Source organism: Mitsuokella sp. AF21-1AC (assembly GCF_003458855.1).
Classification (GTDB): Bacteria; Bacillota; Negativicutes; order Selenomonadales; family Selenomonadaceae; genus Mitsuokella.
Genome location: NZ_QRVW01000003.1, coordinates 32167 through 48272, shown reverse-complemented (window position 1 = coordinate 48272; position 16106 = coordinate 32167). Strand labels below are relative to the sequence as shown.

The 16106-nt window shown below is 60.8% G+C and carries 9 protein-coding genes and 1 pseudogene; 9 read left to right on the top strand and 1 reads right to left on the bottom strand.

Translation table 11 applies throughout. The features are described 5' to 3' along the window. Window positions 1–9: 9 nt before the first annotated feature. The 4 genes and pseudogenes from queD to DWX75_RS01720 all read left to right on the top strand — a co-directional run bounded on the left by queD (window position 10) and on the right by DWX75_RS01720 (window position 3039). A complete protein-coding gene (queD, locus tag DWX75_RS01735; protein WP_118014326.1) occupies window positions 10–387 on the top strand; it encodes a 6-carboxytetrahydropterin synthase QueD in 378 nt (125 codons plus the stop codon). A gap of 3 nt (window positions 388–390) precedes the next feature. Beyond that, window positions 391–1122 (top strand): 7-carboxy-7-deazaguanine synthase QueE, encoded by a 732-nt coding sequence (locus DWX75_RS01730; RefSeq protein ID WP_118014324.1) that lies wholly within the window; start codon window positions 391–393, stop codon window positions 1120–1122. 54 nt (window positions 1123–1176) lie between these two features. Further along, on the top strand, window positions 1177–1755 hold the full coding sequence (locus DWX75_RS01725) for a xanthine phosphoribosyltransferase (RefSeq protein ID WP_118014322.1): 579 nt from the start codon (window positions 1177–1179) through the stop codon (window positions 1753–1755). Then, window positions 1724–3039: pseudogene (locus DWX75_RS01720) on the top strand (nucleobase:cation symporter-2 family protein). The gene DWX75_RS01725 and the pseudogene DWX75_RS01720 overlap by 32 nt, the downstream one beginning before the upstream one ends. Before the next feature lie 95 nt (window positions 3040–3134). Here the strand turns inward: DWX75_RS01720 and budA are convergent. Beyond that, the gene (gene budA / locus DWX75_RS01715; RefSeq protein ID WP_118014320.1) at window positions 3135–3905 is read right to left on the bottom strand and encodes an acetolactate decarboxylase; all 771 of its coding nucleotides are present in this window, start codon (window positions 3903–3905) and stop codon (window positions 3135–3137) included. Between the two features lie 324 nt (window positions 3906–4229). Here budA and DWX75_RS01710 point away from each other — a divergent pair, with 324 nt between their 5' ends. From DWX75_RS01710 to DWX75_RS01690, 5 genes are all read left to right on the top strand, one after another. After that, the gene (locus DWX75_RS01710; RefSeq protein ID WP_118014318.1) at window positions 4230–5879 is read left to right on the top strand and encodes a putative manganese-dependent inorganic diphosphatase; all 1650 of its coding nucleotides are present in this window, start codon (window positions 4230–4232) and stop codon (window positions 5877–5879) included. Window positions 5880–5993: 114 nt separating this feature from the next. Continuing rightward, window positions 5994–8300: a DNA helicase PcrA gene (gene pcrA / locus DWX75_RS01705; RefSeq protein ID WP_118014316.1), complete on the top strand. Its 2307-nt coding sequence runs from the start codon at window positions 5994–5996 to the stop codon at window positions 8298–8300. Between the two features lie 42 nt (window positions 8301–8342). Continuing rightward, on the top strand, window positions 8343–10436 hold the full coding sequence (ligA, locus tag DWX75_RS01700) for an NAD-dependent DNA ligase LigA (protein ID WP_118014314.1): 2094 nt from the start codon (window positions 8343–8345) through the stop codon (window positions 10434–10436). A gap of 107 nt (window positions 10437–10543) precedes the next feature. After that, the gene (locus DWX75_RS01695) at window positions 10544–11206 is read left to right on the top strand and encodes a carboxypeptidase regulatory-like domain-containing protein (protein ID WP_118014312.1); all 663 of its coding nucleotides are present in this window, start codon (window positions 10544–10546) and stop codon (window positions 11204–11206) included. 217 nt (window positions 11207–11423) lie between these two features. After that, on the top strand, window positions 11424–16097 hold the full coding sequence (locus DWX75_RS01690; protein WP_158558747.1) for an EAL domain-containing protein: 4674 nt from the start codon (window positions 11424–11426) through the stop codon (window positions 16095–16097). The last annotated feature ends 9 nt before the right edge of the window (window positions 16098–16106 follow it).

Below are 16106 nucleotides of genomic sequence, written 5' to 3'. Positions count from 1 at the left end.
GGAATTTTCATGTATACCTTAAAAGTAGAGGGAGCCTTTGAGGCTGCCCACCGCGTCGTCAATTACCCGGGCAAATGTGACCGCCTGCATGGCCATAACTGGCTCGTTGAGGCCGAGGTGCGCGGCACTGAGCTCGACGAACTCGGCATGCTTGTTGATTTCAAGCTCGTCAAGCAGGCGCTCAAGTCGGTCCTCGACCGCTTTGACCACCGCTTCTTAAACGAGCTCGAGCCGTTCTCCTCGGGGCTCAACCCGACGGCGGAGAATCTCGCGCGCATCATCTTCGAAGAACTCGAGCCGCATGAGGCCTTCGTGCGCGACAGCCATCTGTATGCCATCACCGTCTATGAGACGCCGAAATCCAGCGTGACGTATACGAAGGAGTAAGCGATGCAGGAAAATCTCATTGAAATCTTCTCGTCCATCCAGGGCGAGGGCAAGTACGTGGGCTGCCGGCAGGTCTTCGTGCGCTTCGAGGGCTGCAATCTCGACTGCCGCTACTGCGATACGGAGAATGCGCCGGGCAGCCATCCCGTCTGCGAGGTCGAGACGAGTGCCGGCTCGCGCCAGTTCGAGCATGTAAAGAATCCGCTGACGGTCCGCGAGGCCGCCGATGCAATCCGCCGCCTGCTCGAGGCCGTGCCGCATCAGGCCGTGAGCTTCACGGGCGGCGAGCCGCTCCTGCACGGCCCCTTCATCCGCGCGCTCGCGGAGCATCTCGATGCGCCGGTCTTCCTCGAGACGAACGGCACGCTCTACAGGCAGCTCGAGGAAATCCTCGATATCGTCGACATCATCAGCATGGACATCAAGCTGCCGAGCATCGTGCGCGAGCCGCAGTGGGAGGCACACAAGGCATTCATCCGCCTCGCGCGCGAGAAGGACCTCTACATCAAGCTCGTCGTCTCCGCCGAGACGAGCGACGCGGAATTCCACACGGCCGTCGGCATCGTGGCGGAGCTTGCGCCGGAGGTGCCGTTCATCATCCAGCCGGTCACGCCGTACGGCGGCTGCGAGGCGGCTGCCCCCGGGAAGATCCTCACGTATCAGGCATATGCACTCCAGTATCTCAGGGATGTCCGCGTCATTCCGCAGACGCACAAGATGATCGGCCAGCTCTGAGCCTGAGACAGCCGTGTTGTTTTTGTTTTATTTTATTGAGGGGAAAGAATCGTCATGAAACTTTTGGAAGAGAGAATCAAGCGGGACGGCATCGTGCTGCCGGGCAATGTGCTCAAGGTGGACTCGTTCCTCAATCACCAGATCGACCCGGAATTGTCGCAGGCCATGGGCAGAGAATTTGCGCGCCTGTTTGCAGACGCCCATATCGACCGCGTGCTGACCATCGAGGCGTCGGGCATCGCCATCGGCGTGATGACGGCGCTCGAGATGCACGTGCCGCTCGTCTTTGCGCGCAAGAAGAAATCGGCGCTCATCAATGAGCCCATCTACACGCATCAGGTCTATTCCTACACGAAAAAGGAATACTCGGACGTCCTCGTCTTGCAGAAGTTCCTGCCGGCTGGCGAGAACATCCTGATCATCGACGACTTCCTCGCCAACGGCGAGGCGGCGCTCGGCCTCGCGAAGCTCGTCGAGGAAGCGGGCTCGAAGGTCGCGGGCATCGGCATCGCCATCGAGAAGGCGTTCCAGCCGGGCCATCAGCGCCTGCTCGATAAAGGCTACCACCTCGAAGCGCTCGCGAGCATCGCGTCGCTTGACGATGGCCAGGTCCGTTTCGTCGCGGAAGACTGAGGGGGAAAACATCGTGAATACTGCTGCTGCCGTCCATCCCGTCGATCAGAAACTGCCGTGGGGCAGGACGCTCGTCTACGCCTTCCAGCATGTCCTGGCGATGTACGCCGGTGCCGTGGCCGTGCCGCTCGTGCTCGCCGGGGCCGTCCATCTGACGACGGAAGAACTCATCTATCTCATCAATGCCGATCTCTTCACCTGCGGCATCGCGACCATCGTACAGGCGCTGAGCATCCGCAACTTCATCGGCTCCAAGCTGCCGATCGTGCAGGGCTGTACGTTCACGGCCGTCACGCCGATGATCATCATCGCCAATACGCACGGCGGCGGGGCGGCAGGCCTGCAGGTCGTCTACGGTGCAGCGATTTTTGCCGGCGTGGCCTGCTTCGTCATCAGCAATTTCTTCAGCAAGATGCTGCGCTTCTTCCCGCCGGTCGTCACGGGCTCCGTCATCACGGTCATCGGCCTTTCGCTGATGCCGGTCGCCGTCAACTGGATTGCCGGTGCGAATCCTTCAGCACCTGACTACTGCGACCCGGAGCACATCCTCATGGCAGCCGTCGTGCTCGCCATCATCCTCGTCATCTACCGCGTCTGCCGCGGCTTCCTGCGTCAGATTTCCGTGCTTTTAGGCCTTGTCATCGGCACAATCCTCGCCGATGCGCTCGGCATGGCGGATTTTCACGCCGTAGGGGAGGCGGCAATGCTCGGCATCACGACGCCGTTTGCCTTCGGCTATCCGGTATTTGAACCGGTTTCATGCCTCGCGATGACGCTCGTCATGCTCGTGACGATGGCTTCTCGACGGCGCTCGGCGGCATCTTCAACACGTTCCCGTACACGGCCTTCGCGCAGAACATCGGCCTCATCGGCATGACGGGCGTGCGCAGCCGCTACATCGTCGCCGTCTGCGGCGTCATGCTCATGATCCTCGGGCTCTTCCCGAAGATGGCGGCCGTCGTCGCGAGCGTGCCGACGATGGTACTGGGCGGCGCGGGCCTCGCGATGTTCGGCATGGTGGCCGCCAGCGGCTTCCAGGCCCTCTCGAAGGCCGAGCTCCACAAGAAGGGCAACATCATGGTCGTCGCCATCAGCGTGGCCGTCGCGCTGATTCCCATCGGCGTGCCGACGTTCTACAGCAAGTTCCCGACCTGGGTACAGATCATCTGCAACAGCGGCATCACGATTGGCAGCATCACGGCTATCCTCCTGAACCTCCTGCTGCGCGATGCCCTGGAGCCCGACGAGGAGAAACTGTCCTTCCGGAAGTCAGATGAAGAATAAAACCGCATAGCAAACGCCTCGCCCGCGAAGGGAGAATTCTTCGCGGGCGGGGCGTTTTACTTGTTATACGGCTGCGGCAGTCTCACGCGGCGGGCTCAGTCGCCGGCGCCCTGCTCAATCTGGCGGATCTCGTCCTTGGAGGCCTGGTCGAGGGCGGCTTCCTGGAAGGCGCGGTTGTGCGGGAGGTCAAGGACGAAGCGGTCCGTCTTGTTGATGATGGCGCGGCCGCTGACGAGGTGCAGGTCGAAGACGTGGCCGCCGACCTTGCGCGCGTCATCAATGAAGTGGAAGTGCCAGCCCGGCGTGTTGACGCCGTCGAGGTACTTCGGGAAGTAGAAGCAGACCAGCGTGCCGTGGATGGAGTTGAAGCGGAAGCGGTCCTCATCCGTCTGCAGGACCTCGGCGAACGGCTTGAACGGCTCCTGCTGGCGGAGCTCCGTGCGGGCAGCGACGAAGTGGAAGTAGCCGTCGACGCGCATGACGTACATGTTGTTGGGGCCGCGGTTCTCGAGGTATTCGTCGAGTGCGTGGCGCAGGGCGTCGATGCTCGTCAGCGCATCGAACCGGAGGGAGTCGTTCGTCTCCTCGTCGAGGAAGGCGACGCTGGCGAACGGCGTCGTGTCGTGGGGGCGGGCCTCGATGGCCTTGCCGCCCTTGACGATGCGGTAGCAGTGGCCATCGATGACGACGAGCTCGCCGTCAACGGCATCGAAGGTGCCGAGGCCCGTGTTGCCGTGCGTGAGCAGGTCCTGGACTTCGAGGCAGCCGTAGAAATTGCCCATGACGAGGGCCTGCAGGGTGGAAATCTGGTAGACAGGATCCCGCTGGTCGGAAGGGACGAGGGCAGAAGATGATTCGGGTTTCATGAGATCCTCCTTGTAGTATGATAGAGGTAAACGATTGTTTATTCATTAAAGACAATAGCTTGAAGTTATTTCTTTTATATGTAATAATCCCTCTCAATATAAGGGAATATCCGGAAATTGTCAAATAAAATCTGCATATAAAAATATAATGGCCTCCTAAAATGGATAAATGTCCATATAAAATATCCGGGCCGGCCGGTGACTTTTCCGCAGAAGACCGGGCGGCCCACTGGACGGCAAAGAATTTTTTGCGTATAATGAATAATAGACTACGTCGTATCAAACGGGGGACTGCCCCGCTGCGAATAGAGGAGGATTTTTTAAATGAAGAGCACGAAACCGATTTATGTCACTGGCCATCGGAACCCGGATACGGATTCCATCTGCTCGGCGATCGGCTACGCCCATCTGAAACAGGCTCTGGGCGAGAATGCAGTACCGGCACGCGCCGGCAAGATCAACGCGGAGACGAAGTACGCGCTGGAGCACTTCAAGGTGGAACAGCCGCTGCTTTTGACGGATCTCTACCCGCGCGTCAAGGACATCACGCTCGACTGCAAGATTGTCGTCCGCCAGCACGATACGCTGCGCCGCCTCGGCGAAGTCATGCGCGAGCATGACCTCAAGTCCGTGCCGGTCACGGACAGCAAGGGCGTGCTCGTCGGCATCGTGACGGTTTCTGACCTCGCAAAACGCTACTTCCAGGAACTCAGCATGCAGCACCTCTCCGAGATGCGCGTGCGCTATCGCGACGTCATCGCCGCGACGGACAGCGAGGTCCTCGTCTCGGGCAATGAGAGCGATTTCATCACGGGCAGCGTCCGCATCGCCGCCGGCTCCATCAAGATGATCCAGGAAGTCATCGAGGAGAACGACATCGTCCTCGTCGGCGACCGCCACGATGAGACGCTCATCGATATTGTCAACCAGGGCATTTCCTGCCTGATCGTCACGGGCAGCGGCCGCGTCTCGGCCGATGTCATCGAGGCAGCAGAGGCAAAGCACATGTTCGTGCTCTCGACGCCGTACGACACCTACACGGTCGCACGCCTCATCAACCAGTGCGTGCCGATCCGCCGCATCATGCATCCGGATCCGGTCTGCTTCAAGCCGCTTGACCTCCTCTCCGACATCAAGGGCACGATGGAAGAGACGAACTACCGCAATTATCCGGTCATGGAGAACGGCCGCCTCGTCGGCCTCGTGAGCCGCGACCAGCTCATGCTGCCGGAGCGCGACCGCGTGATCCTCGTTGACCACAACGAGCGCGGCCAGGCCGTAGAGGGCATCGAGGAAGCCAAGATCGTCGAGATCATCGACCATCATCGCCTCGGCGGCGTCCAGACGGGCGAGCCGATCTTCACGCGCGTCGAGCCGGTCGGCTGCACGGCCACGATCGTCTCGAACATGCACTGGGAGCACGATGTGGAGATTCCGCCTTCCATCGCCGGCCTGCTGCTCTCCGCCATCCTCTCCGATACGGTCCTCTTCAAGAGCCCGACGTGCACGCCGCGTGACAAGAAGACGGCCGAGCGCCTCGCTGAGATCGCCGGCGTCGACATCAACGAGTACGGCATGGCCATGCTCAAGGCTGGTTCCGGCATCGGCGACATGACGCCGGCTGAGATCGCCAAGAATGACCTCAAGGAATTCCAGATCGGCGACTACCGCATCATCGTCAGCCAGATCTCCGTCATGGACCCGAAGGAGGTCATGGACCTCGAGCCGCAGCTCATCGAAGCCATGAAGAACATCTGCGAGAAGGAAGGCTTCGACATGAGCCTCGTCATGGTCACGGATATTCTGCAGGAAGCCACGTACCTCTTGTTCGCCGGTTCGCCGCGCACGCTCATCGGCGAGGCCTTCAAGAAGGATGCCAGCGGCACGCACATCTACCTGCCGGGCGTCATGAGCCGCAAGAAGCAGATCATCCCGCCGCTTTCCGAGGCCGTCAAGCGCATCGCCAAGAAGTAAGGCGCAGACCCTGCAATTTCATGCACGACATCAAGCCTTCCCCTGCCTTATCGGGGGAAGGCTTTCCTGTCGCGTACATCGTTTTCAGCATCAAGAGAAACTTAGGAGGAAATTTTGGATATTTTCAGCGGACTGAATCCAGCACAGAAGAAGGCAGTGGAGCACACCGACGGGCCTCTGCTCATCATGGCCGGCGCCGGCTCGGGCAAGACGAAGGTCCTGACCTGCAAGATCGCGAATCTCCTTGCCCAGGGCGTTGCGCCCTACAGCATCCTGGCCATCACCTTCACGAACAAGGCGGCCACAGAGATGCGCGAGCGCGTCGACCGCATGATCGGGGAGAAGGCCAAGGATGTCTGGCTCAGCACGTTCCACTCATTCTGCGCCCGCTTCCTGCGCCGTGAGATCGAGGCGACGGACATCTACAAGCGCAACTTTGTCATCTACGATTCGTCGGACAGCCAGACGGTCATCAAGGAGTGCCTCAAGGAACTCAATCTCGACGACAAGCAGTACACACCTGCAAGCGTCCAGAACGCGATCTCGAATGCCAAGAACCAGCTCATGGGCCCGAAGGCCATGGAGCGCGACGCCGACACGTTCTTCCAGAAGAAGGTCGCGGAGGTCTACCGTCTCTATGCACAGAAGCTGCGCCTCAACAACGCGCTGGATTTTGACGATCTTCTGATGATTTCGGTGCTGCTGCTCGAGGAGAACGAGGACATCCGCACGAAGTACCAGGGACGCTTCCGCTACATCCTCGTTGACGAGTACCAGGATACGAACGGCGCGCAGTATCAGCTCACGAAGATCCTCGCGGCGCGCCACCACAACCTCTGCGTCGTCGGCGATGCCGACCAGTCCATCTACGGCTGGCGCGGCGCCGACATCCGCAACATCATGGATTTCGAGCAGGATTATCCCGAGGCGAAGGTCATCAAGCTCGAGCAGAATTACCGCTCGACGAAGAACATCCTCGCCGCGGCCAATGCCGTCATCGAGCACAACGTCAACCGCAAGCCCAAGAAGCTCTGGACGGAGAATCCGACGGGCGAGAAGCTGACCTCGTATCAGGCCATGGACGAGCGCGACGAGGCGCAGTTCATCGTGACGACCATCCAGAAGCAGAAGACGATCTTCAATGCCTCGTACGGCGACATGGCCATCCTCTACCGCACGAACGCCCAGTCGCGCGTGCTCGAGGAGACGTTCATGCGCACGGGCATCCCCTACACGATGGTCGGCGGCCTCAAGTTCTACGACCGCAAGGAAATCAAGGACATCCTCGCGTACCTGCGCATCATCTACAATCCGCTCGATACCGTGAGCCTCATGCGCGTCATCAACGTGCCGAAGCGCGGCCTCGGCGCGACGACGCTCGGCAAGCTCAACGCCTATGCCGAGGAACACGAGCTCACGCTCTTCGACGTCATCTCGAATCCCGATGCCCTCGACGAGATCCCGGGCATCACGGCCCGCGTCAAGAAACCGCTCGAGCTCTTCACGACCTTCCTGTTCAACTTCATGAGCACGCATATGAATATGCACCTCGATGACCTCATCGACCGCATCCTCAAGGAATCGGGCTACCTGCGCGAGCTCGAGAGCGAGAGAAAGCCCGAAAATGAGTCGCGCATCGAAAACATCAAGGAATTCATCGGCGTCGCGCGTGACTTCGAGAAGTCGGAGGAGAACCCGAACCTCGAGACCTTCCTCTCGCAGCTCTCGCTCGTCTCCGATATCGACAATGCCGACATCGAGGACGACCGCGTGACGCTCATGACGCTGCATTCGGCCAAGGGCCTCGAATTCCCGATCGTCTTCATGGTCGGCATGGAGGAGGGACTCTTCCCGCACGCGCGCACGCTCATGAATCCCGAAGAAATCGAGGAGGAGCGCCGCACCTGCTACGTCGGCATCACGCGCGCCCAGCGCAAGCTCTACCTGACGAATGCCCGCCAGCGCACGATCTACGGCCGCACGAACTCGTATCCGCCCTCGCGCTTCCTCGAGGAGATTCCGGACGAATACGTGGAGCGCCTCGTGCCGCGCGCCAACGCCTACGGCTTTGCCAATGCCAATCATTACGGCGCCCAGCAGCGCTCAGGCTTCATGAGTTTCCGCCCGAGTGCCAGCCAGATGGGGCCGGGCACGCACTTTGCGGGCAAGCCGCAGTCGGCGCTCGAGGCGCTCGAGGCCCTGCAGAAGCGCCAGAATCCCGTACAGCCGGCAGCCGGCGTCATCCGTCCGGACACGAGCATCCGCTGGAAGGTCGGCGACAAGGCCCGCCACGGCAAATGGGGCGTCGGCACCGTCGTCTCGGTCAAGGGCAGCGGCGAGGAAGTCGAGCTCAAGATCGCGTTCCCGGGGCAGGGCGTCAAGGGCCTCATGCAGAAATACGCGCCAATCGAGAAGGCCTGACAGCAGGCCGTCGTGTGATGTTATGGCAAAGGGGGATTTTTGATGGCAGGAAAGACAGAAGATGCCGAGCGTCTGCGCGCGCTGCGTGCGCCTGACTTCCAGGACCTTGAGGCGAAGGAGGACATCCGGGAAGTCAAGCGCGGGCTCACGTTTTTGCGCAAGGTCATCCGTTACCACAACAACCGCTATTATAATGAGGACAATCCGGAGATTTCGGACTACGAATACGACCAGCTGATGCTGCGCTTAAAGGCCGTCGAGGCGAAATATCCGGAGCTCATCACGAAGAATTCGCCGACGCAGATGGTCGGCGGGCAGGCCCGGCGCACGGCCGGCGTGCTCGTCCGGCACGATGTGCCGATGCTCTCGCTGCAGGATGTCTTCTCGAAAGAGGAAATCTTCGACTTCGTCGCGAGCATGCAGCAGGAGCTCGACGCGCCGGAATTCGTCGTCGAGGAGAAGATCGACGGTCTCTCCATGGCCCTGCGCTATGAGAACGGCGAGCTCGTGCGCGCCATCACGCGCGGCGATGGCATCGTGGAGGGCGAGGACGTCACGGAAAATGCCCGCGTCATCAAGGATGTGCGTCAGCACCTCCGGGACAGGCTGCCGTACTTCGAGATTCGCGGTGAGGTCTACATGGAGAAGGAGGCCTTCGAGGCCGTCAACGCGCGCCAGGAGCTCCTGGGGCTCAAGCCCTTCGCGAACCCGCGCAACTGCGCGGCCGGCACGCTGCGGCAGCTTGACAGCCGCATCACGAAGGAGCGCCATCTCTCGCTCTTCATCTTCAACCTGCAGACGGCCCGCGGGCGCGACTTCCAGACGCATACCGAGGCGTATGACTTCATGAAGGCGCAGGGCATCAAGGTCATCCACAATTACAAGGTCTGCCGCACGGCGGAAGAAGTCTGGCAGGCCATCACGGCCATCGGCGAGAGCCGCGGCAGCCTCGCCTACGACATCGACGGCGCCGTCGTCAAGCTCAACCGCTTCGCCGACCGCGAGAAACTCGGTGCGACGGCCAAGGTGCCGCGCTGGGCCATCGCCTACAAGTACCCGCCGGAGGAAAAGGAAACCGTCATCCGCAACATAGAGCTCTCGGTCGGCCGCACGGGCCGCATCACGCCGACGGCCGTCTTCGACCCGATCCGGCTCTGCGGCACGACGGTCGAGCGGGCGACGCTGCACAACCAGGACTTCATCGACGGGCTCGACGTGCGCCTCGGCGACACCGTGCGCGTCTACAAGTCGGGCGAGATCATCCCGAAGATCAAGGAAGTCGTTAAAGAGAAGCGCCCCGCCGGCACCGAGCCCTTCGTCATCGGCGATACCTGTCCCGTCTGCGGGGCGCCAGCCGTGCGCGAGCCCGACACGTCGGACATCAAGTGCCAGAATCCGAACTGCCCGGCCCAGCTCGAGAGCCACATCCTCAATTTCGTCGGCCGCACAGCCATGGACATCAAGGGCCTTGGCGAGGCCGCCATCCACGCGCTCATCGAGGAAGGCTACATCAGGAACATCGCCGACCTCTACACGCTGCAGGAGAAGCGCGAAGAACTCATCGAGAAGGGCATCATCGGCAAGCAGAAGAACACCGACAAGGTCTTCGCGGCCATCGAGGCGAGCAAGCAAAATGAGCCGCAGCGCCTGCTGACGGGCCTCGGCATCCCGGGCATCGGCCGCACGGCCGCCCGCGAGCTCATGCAGCACTTCGGCTCCATCGACGCGCTGGCCGCGGCCTCCGAGGAGGAGATCCTCACGGTGCGCGATATGGGCGAGATCAGCGCGAGGGCCATCGCAAGCTATTTCAAGGACCCCGAGGACCAGAAGATCCTCGCCGCCTTCCGCGCTGCCGGCGTCAACTTCACGCAGCGGCAGACAGGTCCCGTCGATGAGCGCCTCGCGGGCAAGACGTTCGTCATCACGGGCACGCTGCCAAGTCTCAGCCGCAAGGATGCCGCCGCGCTCATCGAGAGCCATGGCGGCCGCGTCACGGGCTCCGTCTCGAAGAAGACGGATTACCTCGTGGCCGGCGAAGCCGCCGGCAGCAAGCTCCAGAAGGCACAGGACCTCGGCATCGCCATCCTCGACGAAGCGGGGCTCCAGTCCCTGTGCAGGGAACATCCTTCAGACTGATGACAGGAATTTGAACAGCAGGTATATTCGTGCATTCTGTGCGGACGTGCCTGCTGCTTGTGGTATAATGATGGAAAAGGCCGTAACGGAAGGAGAAGGTGAGGAATATGAAGCAGCAGAAGAAACAGAGAAGAACGGTCATGCGCGGCTGGCGCATCCTGGCGACGGCCATGGCCCTGGAGGCCGGCATGATGTTCGGGGGAGGCGTCATGCCCGCTGCGGCCGCTGAAGCTGAAATCGCGCAGGACACGCAGGCCGCTGAACGGGGGACGGGCTCCCTGCACGGCTACGTCTACACGCACGGCTCGGAGCGCGGCATGAAGATCGCTTCGGCGCCAGATGCCTCGGCAGGCGGCGTGAGCTGGGACCTTGCGGCGCCTAAGCACAAATTCCACGACAAGCCGGCTGACATCTGGCTGATCGATGAAGGCTATGCCCTCGAGAACCTCGGCGACAAGGCGGCGGAGGAATGGTACCGCACGGGCAAGCCTCCTGAGGGGGCGCCCATCTACCATGTGCAGACTGACAAGGAGGGCAAATACGCCTTCCGCGATCTGCCGGCGGGCATGTACTTTCTCATCGTCATCGACAGCTACGGGCGCGACGCCGCGCAGAACCTCACGGAACTCGACGCCAAGAAGCAGCTTTTCGCACGGCTGCCGAACGTCGAGGAATTTGAGATGTTCATCATCGGCTCGCGCAGCTGCCTCGTGCAGAAGGCTCGCATCAGGGCCAGTGAGGATACGGAAATCAAGCCGGGCGTCATCTGAGTATCATGGACATGACAAAAAAGAATCGCTGCGCAGAAGGATAAGTATATCTGTTTGTCGTATATTATGTAGCAATAAGTTCAACAATATGCATCGAGCAGCGTGCACGACAGCCGCAAGATACAGATGAGCAGCAGTAGATCTGGTTATGACGGCGGCGGCCGCTCCGGCAGGGGATGCATCGCCCGTCTGGCAAGCAAAAAATGGGGGAGTATGTATGAGGAATGATGATTCCTGCCTGGCGGCTGTGCCCGGCGCGTTTTGCCTGATCCGGGCGGATGAATCCGAGCACATCGCCTGGTTCAATGATCTGATGCTCTCCCTCTACCAGTGTGAGACGGCGGAAGAATTCCGGCAGCTCACGGGCGGTCTTTTCCGCGGCATGGTGCTGGCGGAAGGCTACAAATCTCTCGCGGAACAGATGGCGGGCTGGCAGCAGGCGGATTCTCCCGTGCGCTACCTTGACTTTGAAATCTGCACGGCGGCCTCGCACATCCGCCGCGTCGATGCCTACGTTCGCCACATCGAGCGGGAAGGGCTGCCCTTCTGGTCGCTCTGCCTCATCGACGCCGGCAGCCGTCAGATTGGCATCAAGTCTGACGAGGCGGAGGGCCTCATGAAGCGCAAAGCCTTCTACCAGGCTGCCTTGCAGCAGTCGGAGAAGGACCGGGCGGAGGGCTGCTTCGGCATCCATTGCCCCATCTACTTCAACATCACGAATTTCAAGCTCTACAATTCCATGCATGGCTACCAGGCGGGCGACGAAGTGCTGCGCCGCATGGCCAAGGTGCTCAGCCAGTCCCTGCCGGGCGCGCTGATCGCACACCTCGCCGCGGACAGCTTCATCGCCCTGGCCCCTGCTGAACGGCTGACGGAGCGCGTCGAGCAGATCTGCCGGAAGATGAACCGCCTGCTCGATTCCCCGGGGATTGAGGTCAAGTGTGGTCTGCGCTTTTACCGGCGGCAGAACAAATCGCCCGTGATCTCGGCTTTCGACGAGGCGAAGCTGGCCTGCGATGCGGCCAAGAAGGATGCGGGGCGCAGCTGGCTCGTCTACCGCGAGGAAATGGGCCGTCAGCTGCTGCTGAAGAATTACATCCTCACGCATTTTTCTGAGGCCTTGCGCAAGGGGCAGATCCAGATTTACCTGCAGCCCTGCATGCGGGTGCTGACGGGAAAGCTCTGCCACGTCGAGGCCCTGATGCGCTGGGATGATCCGCAGCACGGGCTGCTCTCGCCGGGCGACATCATCCCCGTGCTGGAGGAATCGGGCCTCATCCACGAGCTCGACGCCTTCATGATCGAGAATGCCGTGAAGCTTCTGCACTACCAGCAGGAGAACGACCTGCCGATGCTGCCGATTTCCGTCAACCTGTCCTCGCTGGACTTCTTTGAGATGGGTCCGTTCACCATCGTCGAAGCTGCGACGGAGCGGTACGGCATCTCGCATGAATACCTGCACTTCGAGCTGACGGAGACGGCCGTCGTGCGCGATAAGGGCGTACTCCTCCGGGCCATCCAGAAATTCCACCGCGCGGGCTACCACGTCTGGCTCGACGATTTCGGCAGCGGCTATTCATCGCTGAATGTGCTCAAGGATTATCCGTTCGACATGCTCAAGATCGATATGGTGTTTCTCAAGCGATTCAGCCAGAAAAGCCAGGACATCATCGAATCCATCGTGCGCATGGCCAAGAAAATCGGCATCCACACGCTCGCGGAGGGTGTCGAGACGGAAGAACAGCTGCGCTTCCTGCGCGCCATCGGCTGCGAGCGCATCCAGGGCTATCATTACGGCAAGCCCATGACGCCGGAGACACTGCATGAACGCTGCGAGAAGGGGCAGTACGTGCTCGAGACGCGCGCCGAGGCACGGCTCTACAACGAGATTGGCCTCGCGGACATCCCCGCGCATGTGGCCGTCGCCCTCTTCGTCTTTGATGGTGAGAACCCGTCGATGCTCGCGGGCAATGAGTGGTTCTGGAATCATTCCCGGGAGTATGGCGTGCGCGATCTCCGCCAGATGAATCAGGCGCTTCACACCGCGAATCATCCACTCCGCGTGCGCTTCCTGCAGCACCGGCGGAAGGTGGAGCTTTTGGGCCGGCCGCAGACGATGACGTTTGCGGAGCATGAACGGTATTTCCGCGTCACGCTCTCCAGGCTGGCGGCTGACCATCACCTGGCCATCTATCAGGCGCAGTTCCACAATGTCAATATGGAACGCCAGTACGATGCCAAGGTGCGGCGCTTCGACACGATCATGCACAATCTCTGTCTGATGTATCAGAATGTCTTTTTCCTGAATCTGCAGCAGGATACGTGTGAGTCGCTCGTGGGCACGCACAGCTGGCTGGCACCGGATCGGGACATCCATGCGGGCATCCATGACTTCCTGACGGCCTATGCCCGCCGGATGGTCTATCCGACGGACCGGAGCCGCTTCCTGGCGTATGCCAGCGTCAAGTCATTCCGTCAGGCGTTGCTTGCGGAAGGCAGGATGTCCAAGAGCAGCTGCTTCCGCATCCGCCGGCAGGATGGCAATTACGACTGGATGCGCTTCGATGCCGTGCGGATCTACATCAGCGAGCAGAGCATCCTGCTCTGCGTCCAGCCCATGATCCTCGAGCAGATGCCAGGTGCGTTGGACTGCCTGAAGCGGATTGCGGATTCTTACGGTTTGTTTGCCGATGCGAAGCTTTCAGAAGGGTGGCGGCGCGATGCCATGCTCTGGCGCAGCTACAGTGTGCAGGACAAGGCCTGTGTGTTCTGGAAGGATTGCGGGCGTCGCTTCCTCGGGGCCAATGCGGCATTCCTGGATTTCTTCGGCTTCAAGGATGTGAGCGAGATCGTCGGCAGGACGGATCACGAGCTCGGTCTGCACATACTCGACAGCGCGTTCGGCCTGTCGGAGAAACAGGTCATCGGGGAGGGGAGGCCACAGTACCGCCAGCTCGGGGAATGCCTCGCGAAGGGCGTCCCGCATGTCATCCGCTCGGACCGGTATCCCTTTTATGAAAAGGGGAAGATATCCGGGCTGATCGGCCGTTTCCAGGAACTTGACGAGTCATTCGATGATTATCGGGAGGCGATACGCGACCAGGAGACGGGCTTCGTCAATTACCGCGGCATGCTCATGGCGGGCATCGAGTTCATCGACAATTACCTGCAGCACGGCGAGGATTTTACGGCTGTCTATTTCTGCGTGCCGGCCATCGACGCGGCCGTGCGCATGTACGGGCAGGCATTCCGCCGGGAGCTTCTGCAGCGCCTCGCCGCAGAGTTCCGTCAGGCCATCGTGCCGGGCAGCGTCGTCGCGCACATCGGCTCGGGACGCTTCCTGTGCTTCCATAAGCTCATTCACGAGCAGAGGCTGCGCGATCGCATGCTCCGGCTCACGAATGCCGTTCACAATATCCGCAATGTCAACGGTTGCCCGTGCACCTTCTACCTGCAGTATGCCGTGGGCTACGGCTCGGAAACGAAGAGCATCGAGGGCCTGCTGCAGCTCCTCGTGACGCGCGCGGAGGCCGCGCGCAAGGACCATCTCGGCGAATCCATCTACATCGGGGACCGCATCGCCTTTGACCGCGAGAAATTCGACCACATGGACGAACGCGTCTACATGTGCGACCCGGAGACGTACGACCTCGTCTACATCAATCAGGCCGTGGCCCGCGACTTCCATCTGCCCGAGGACTTCTCATGCGCGGGCAAGAAATGCTACGAAGTCATCGTGGGCGGCAGGGAGCCGTGCGAGTTCTGCACGAATCACCTGCTGCGCCGCGACAGCTTCTACACTTGGACATACCACAATACACTTTCGGGCATCGACTATCTGCTGCGCGATACGCTCGTGCCGTGGCGCGGCAAGAACTACCGCTTCTCGATGGCCATCAATCTCAACGAATACCTGGCGCGCGACATCGAGAGCAATGAGCTCCTCTACCGCGAGGCCTCGATCAATGATGCCCTGAGTATCGCACTGAGCGAGGAGGATCCCGACAAGGGCCTGCAGAAGATGCTCTGGAAGATCGGCTCGGAGCTCAACGCCGACCGCATCTCCATCTTCGAGCTCGAGGACGACACGGGCTTCGCCGACAATACGTACGAATGGTGCCGTGCCGGCGTCGAGCCGAAGAAGGTCATGATGCAGCACATCCCGCTCGTGCCGTGTTATCTTTACGATGGCTTCCGCGCGCAGCACATCGTGAAGATTCCCGACTACGAGAAATTCCTCGCGGAGAATTCAGGGGTCGAGCGCTATCTGCCCGATATCCGCCGCTTTATCGCCGTGCCGCTCAAGCTCTCGGACAAAATCATCGGCCATCTGCAGATCATTAATCCGAAGCAGGATCTCTTCCAGGTGTCGAGCTATCTCATGATGACGCTGAGCCGCTTCATCGCCATCATGATCCGCAACCGCGACGCCGTGCGCGAGCTCGAACACATGGGCTTGCGCGACCAGATGACGGGGCTCATGAACCGCCGCGGCCTCAACAACTACTTCAACGAATTGCCGAAGGGCATCTCGTGTGCCTTCATCTTCGGCGATGTCAACGGACTCAAGCGCATGAACGACGAACACGGCCACGAGGCGGGCGACCAGCTCATCAAGACGGTGGCCGGCATCATGCTCAAGGCGCAGCGGGAAGCAGGGGGCGGCCATGTCTTCCGCATGGGCGGCGACGAATTCCTCATGATCGTCGAAGATATCGATGAGATGCGCACGGCTTCGCTCGTTCAGACCATGCGCGAGTCATTTGCTGCGCATCATGTGAGCGTGGCGCTCGGGTCGCTCGTGCTCCTGACGCCCATTCTCGATATGGATGCGGTCATCACGAAGGTCGACCGCGAGATGTACAAGGACAAGGGGCACCGGTACCGGTAAACGGCCGGC

Excerpts from the sequence above, each read along its gene's own strand:
- queD (WP_118014326.1), top strand. The coding sequence starts at position 10 with ATGTATACCTTAAAAGTAGAGGGAGCCTTTGAGGCTGCCCACCGCGTC.
- DWX75_RS01730 (WP_118014324.1), top strand. The coding sequence starts at position 391 with ATGCAGGAAAATCTCATTGAAATCTTCTCGTCCATCCAGGGCGAGGGC.
- DWX75_RS01725 (WP_118014322.1), top strand. The coding sequence starts at position 1,177 with ATGAAACTTTTGGAAGAGAGAATCAAGCGGGACGGCATCGTGCTGCCG.
- budA (WP_118014320.1), bottom strand. The coding sequence starts at position 3,905 with ATGAAACCCGAATCATCTTCTGCCCTCGTCCCTTCCGACCAGCGGGAT.
- DWX75_RS01710 (WP_118014318.1), top strand. The coding sequence starts at position 4,230 with ATGAAGAGCACGAAACCGATTTATGTCACTGGCCATCGGAACCCGGAT.
- ligA (WP_118014314.1), top strand. The coding sequence starts at position 8,343 with ATGGCAGGAAAGACAGAAGATGCCGAGCGTCTGCGCGCGCTGCGTGCG.
- DWX75_RS01695 (WP_118014312.1), top strand. The coding sequence starts at position 10,544 with ATGAAGCAGCAGAAGAAACAGAGAAGAACGGTCATGCGCGGCTGGCGC.
- DWX75_RS01690 (WP_158558747.1), top strand. The coding sequence starts at position 11,424 with ATGAGGAATGATGATTCCTGCCTGGCGGCTGTGCCCGGCGCGTTTTGC.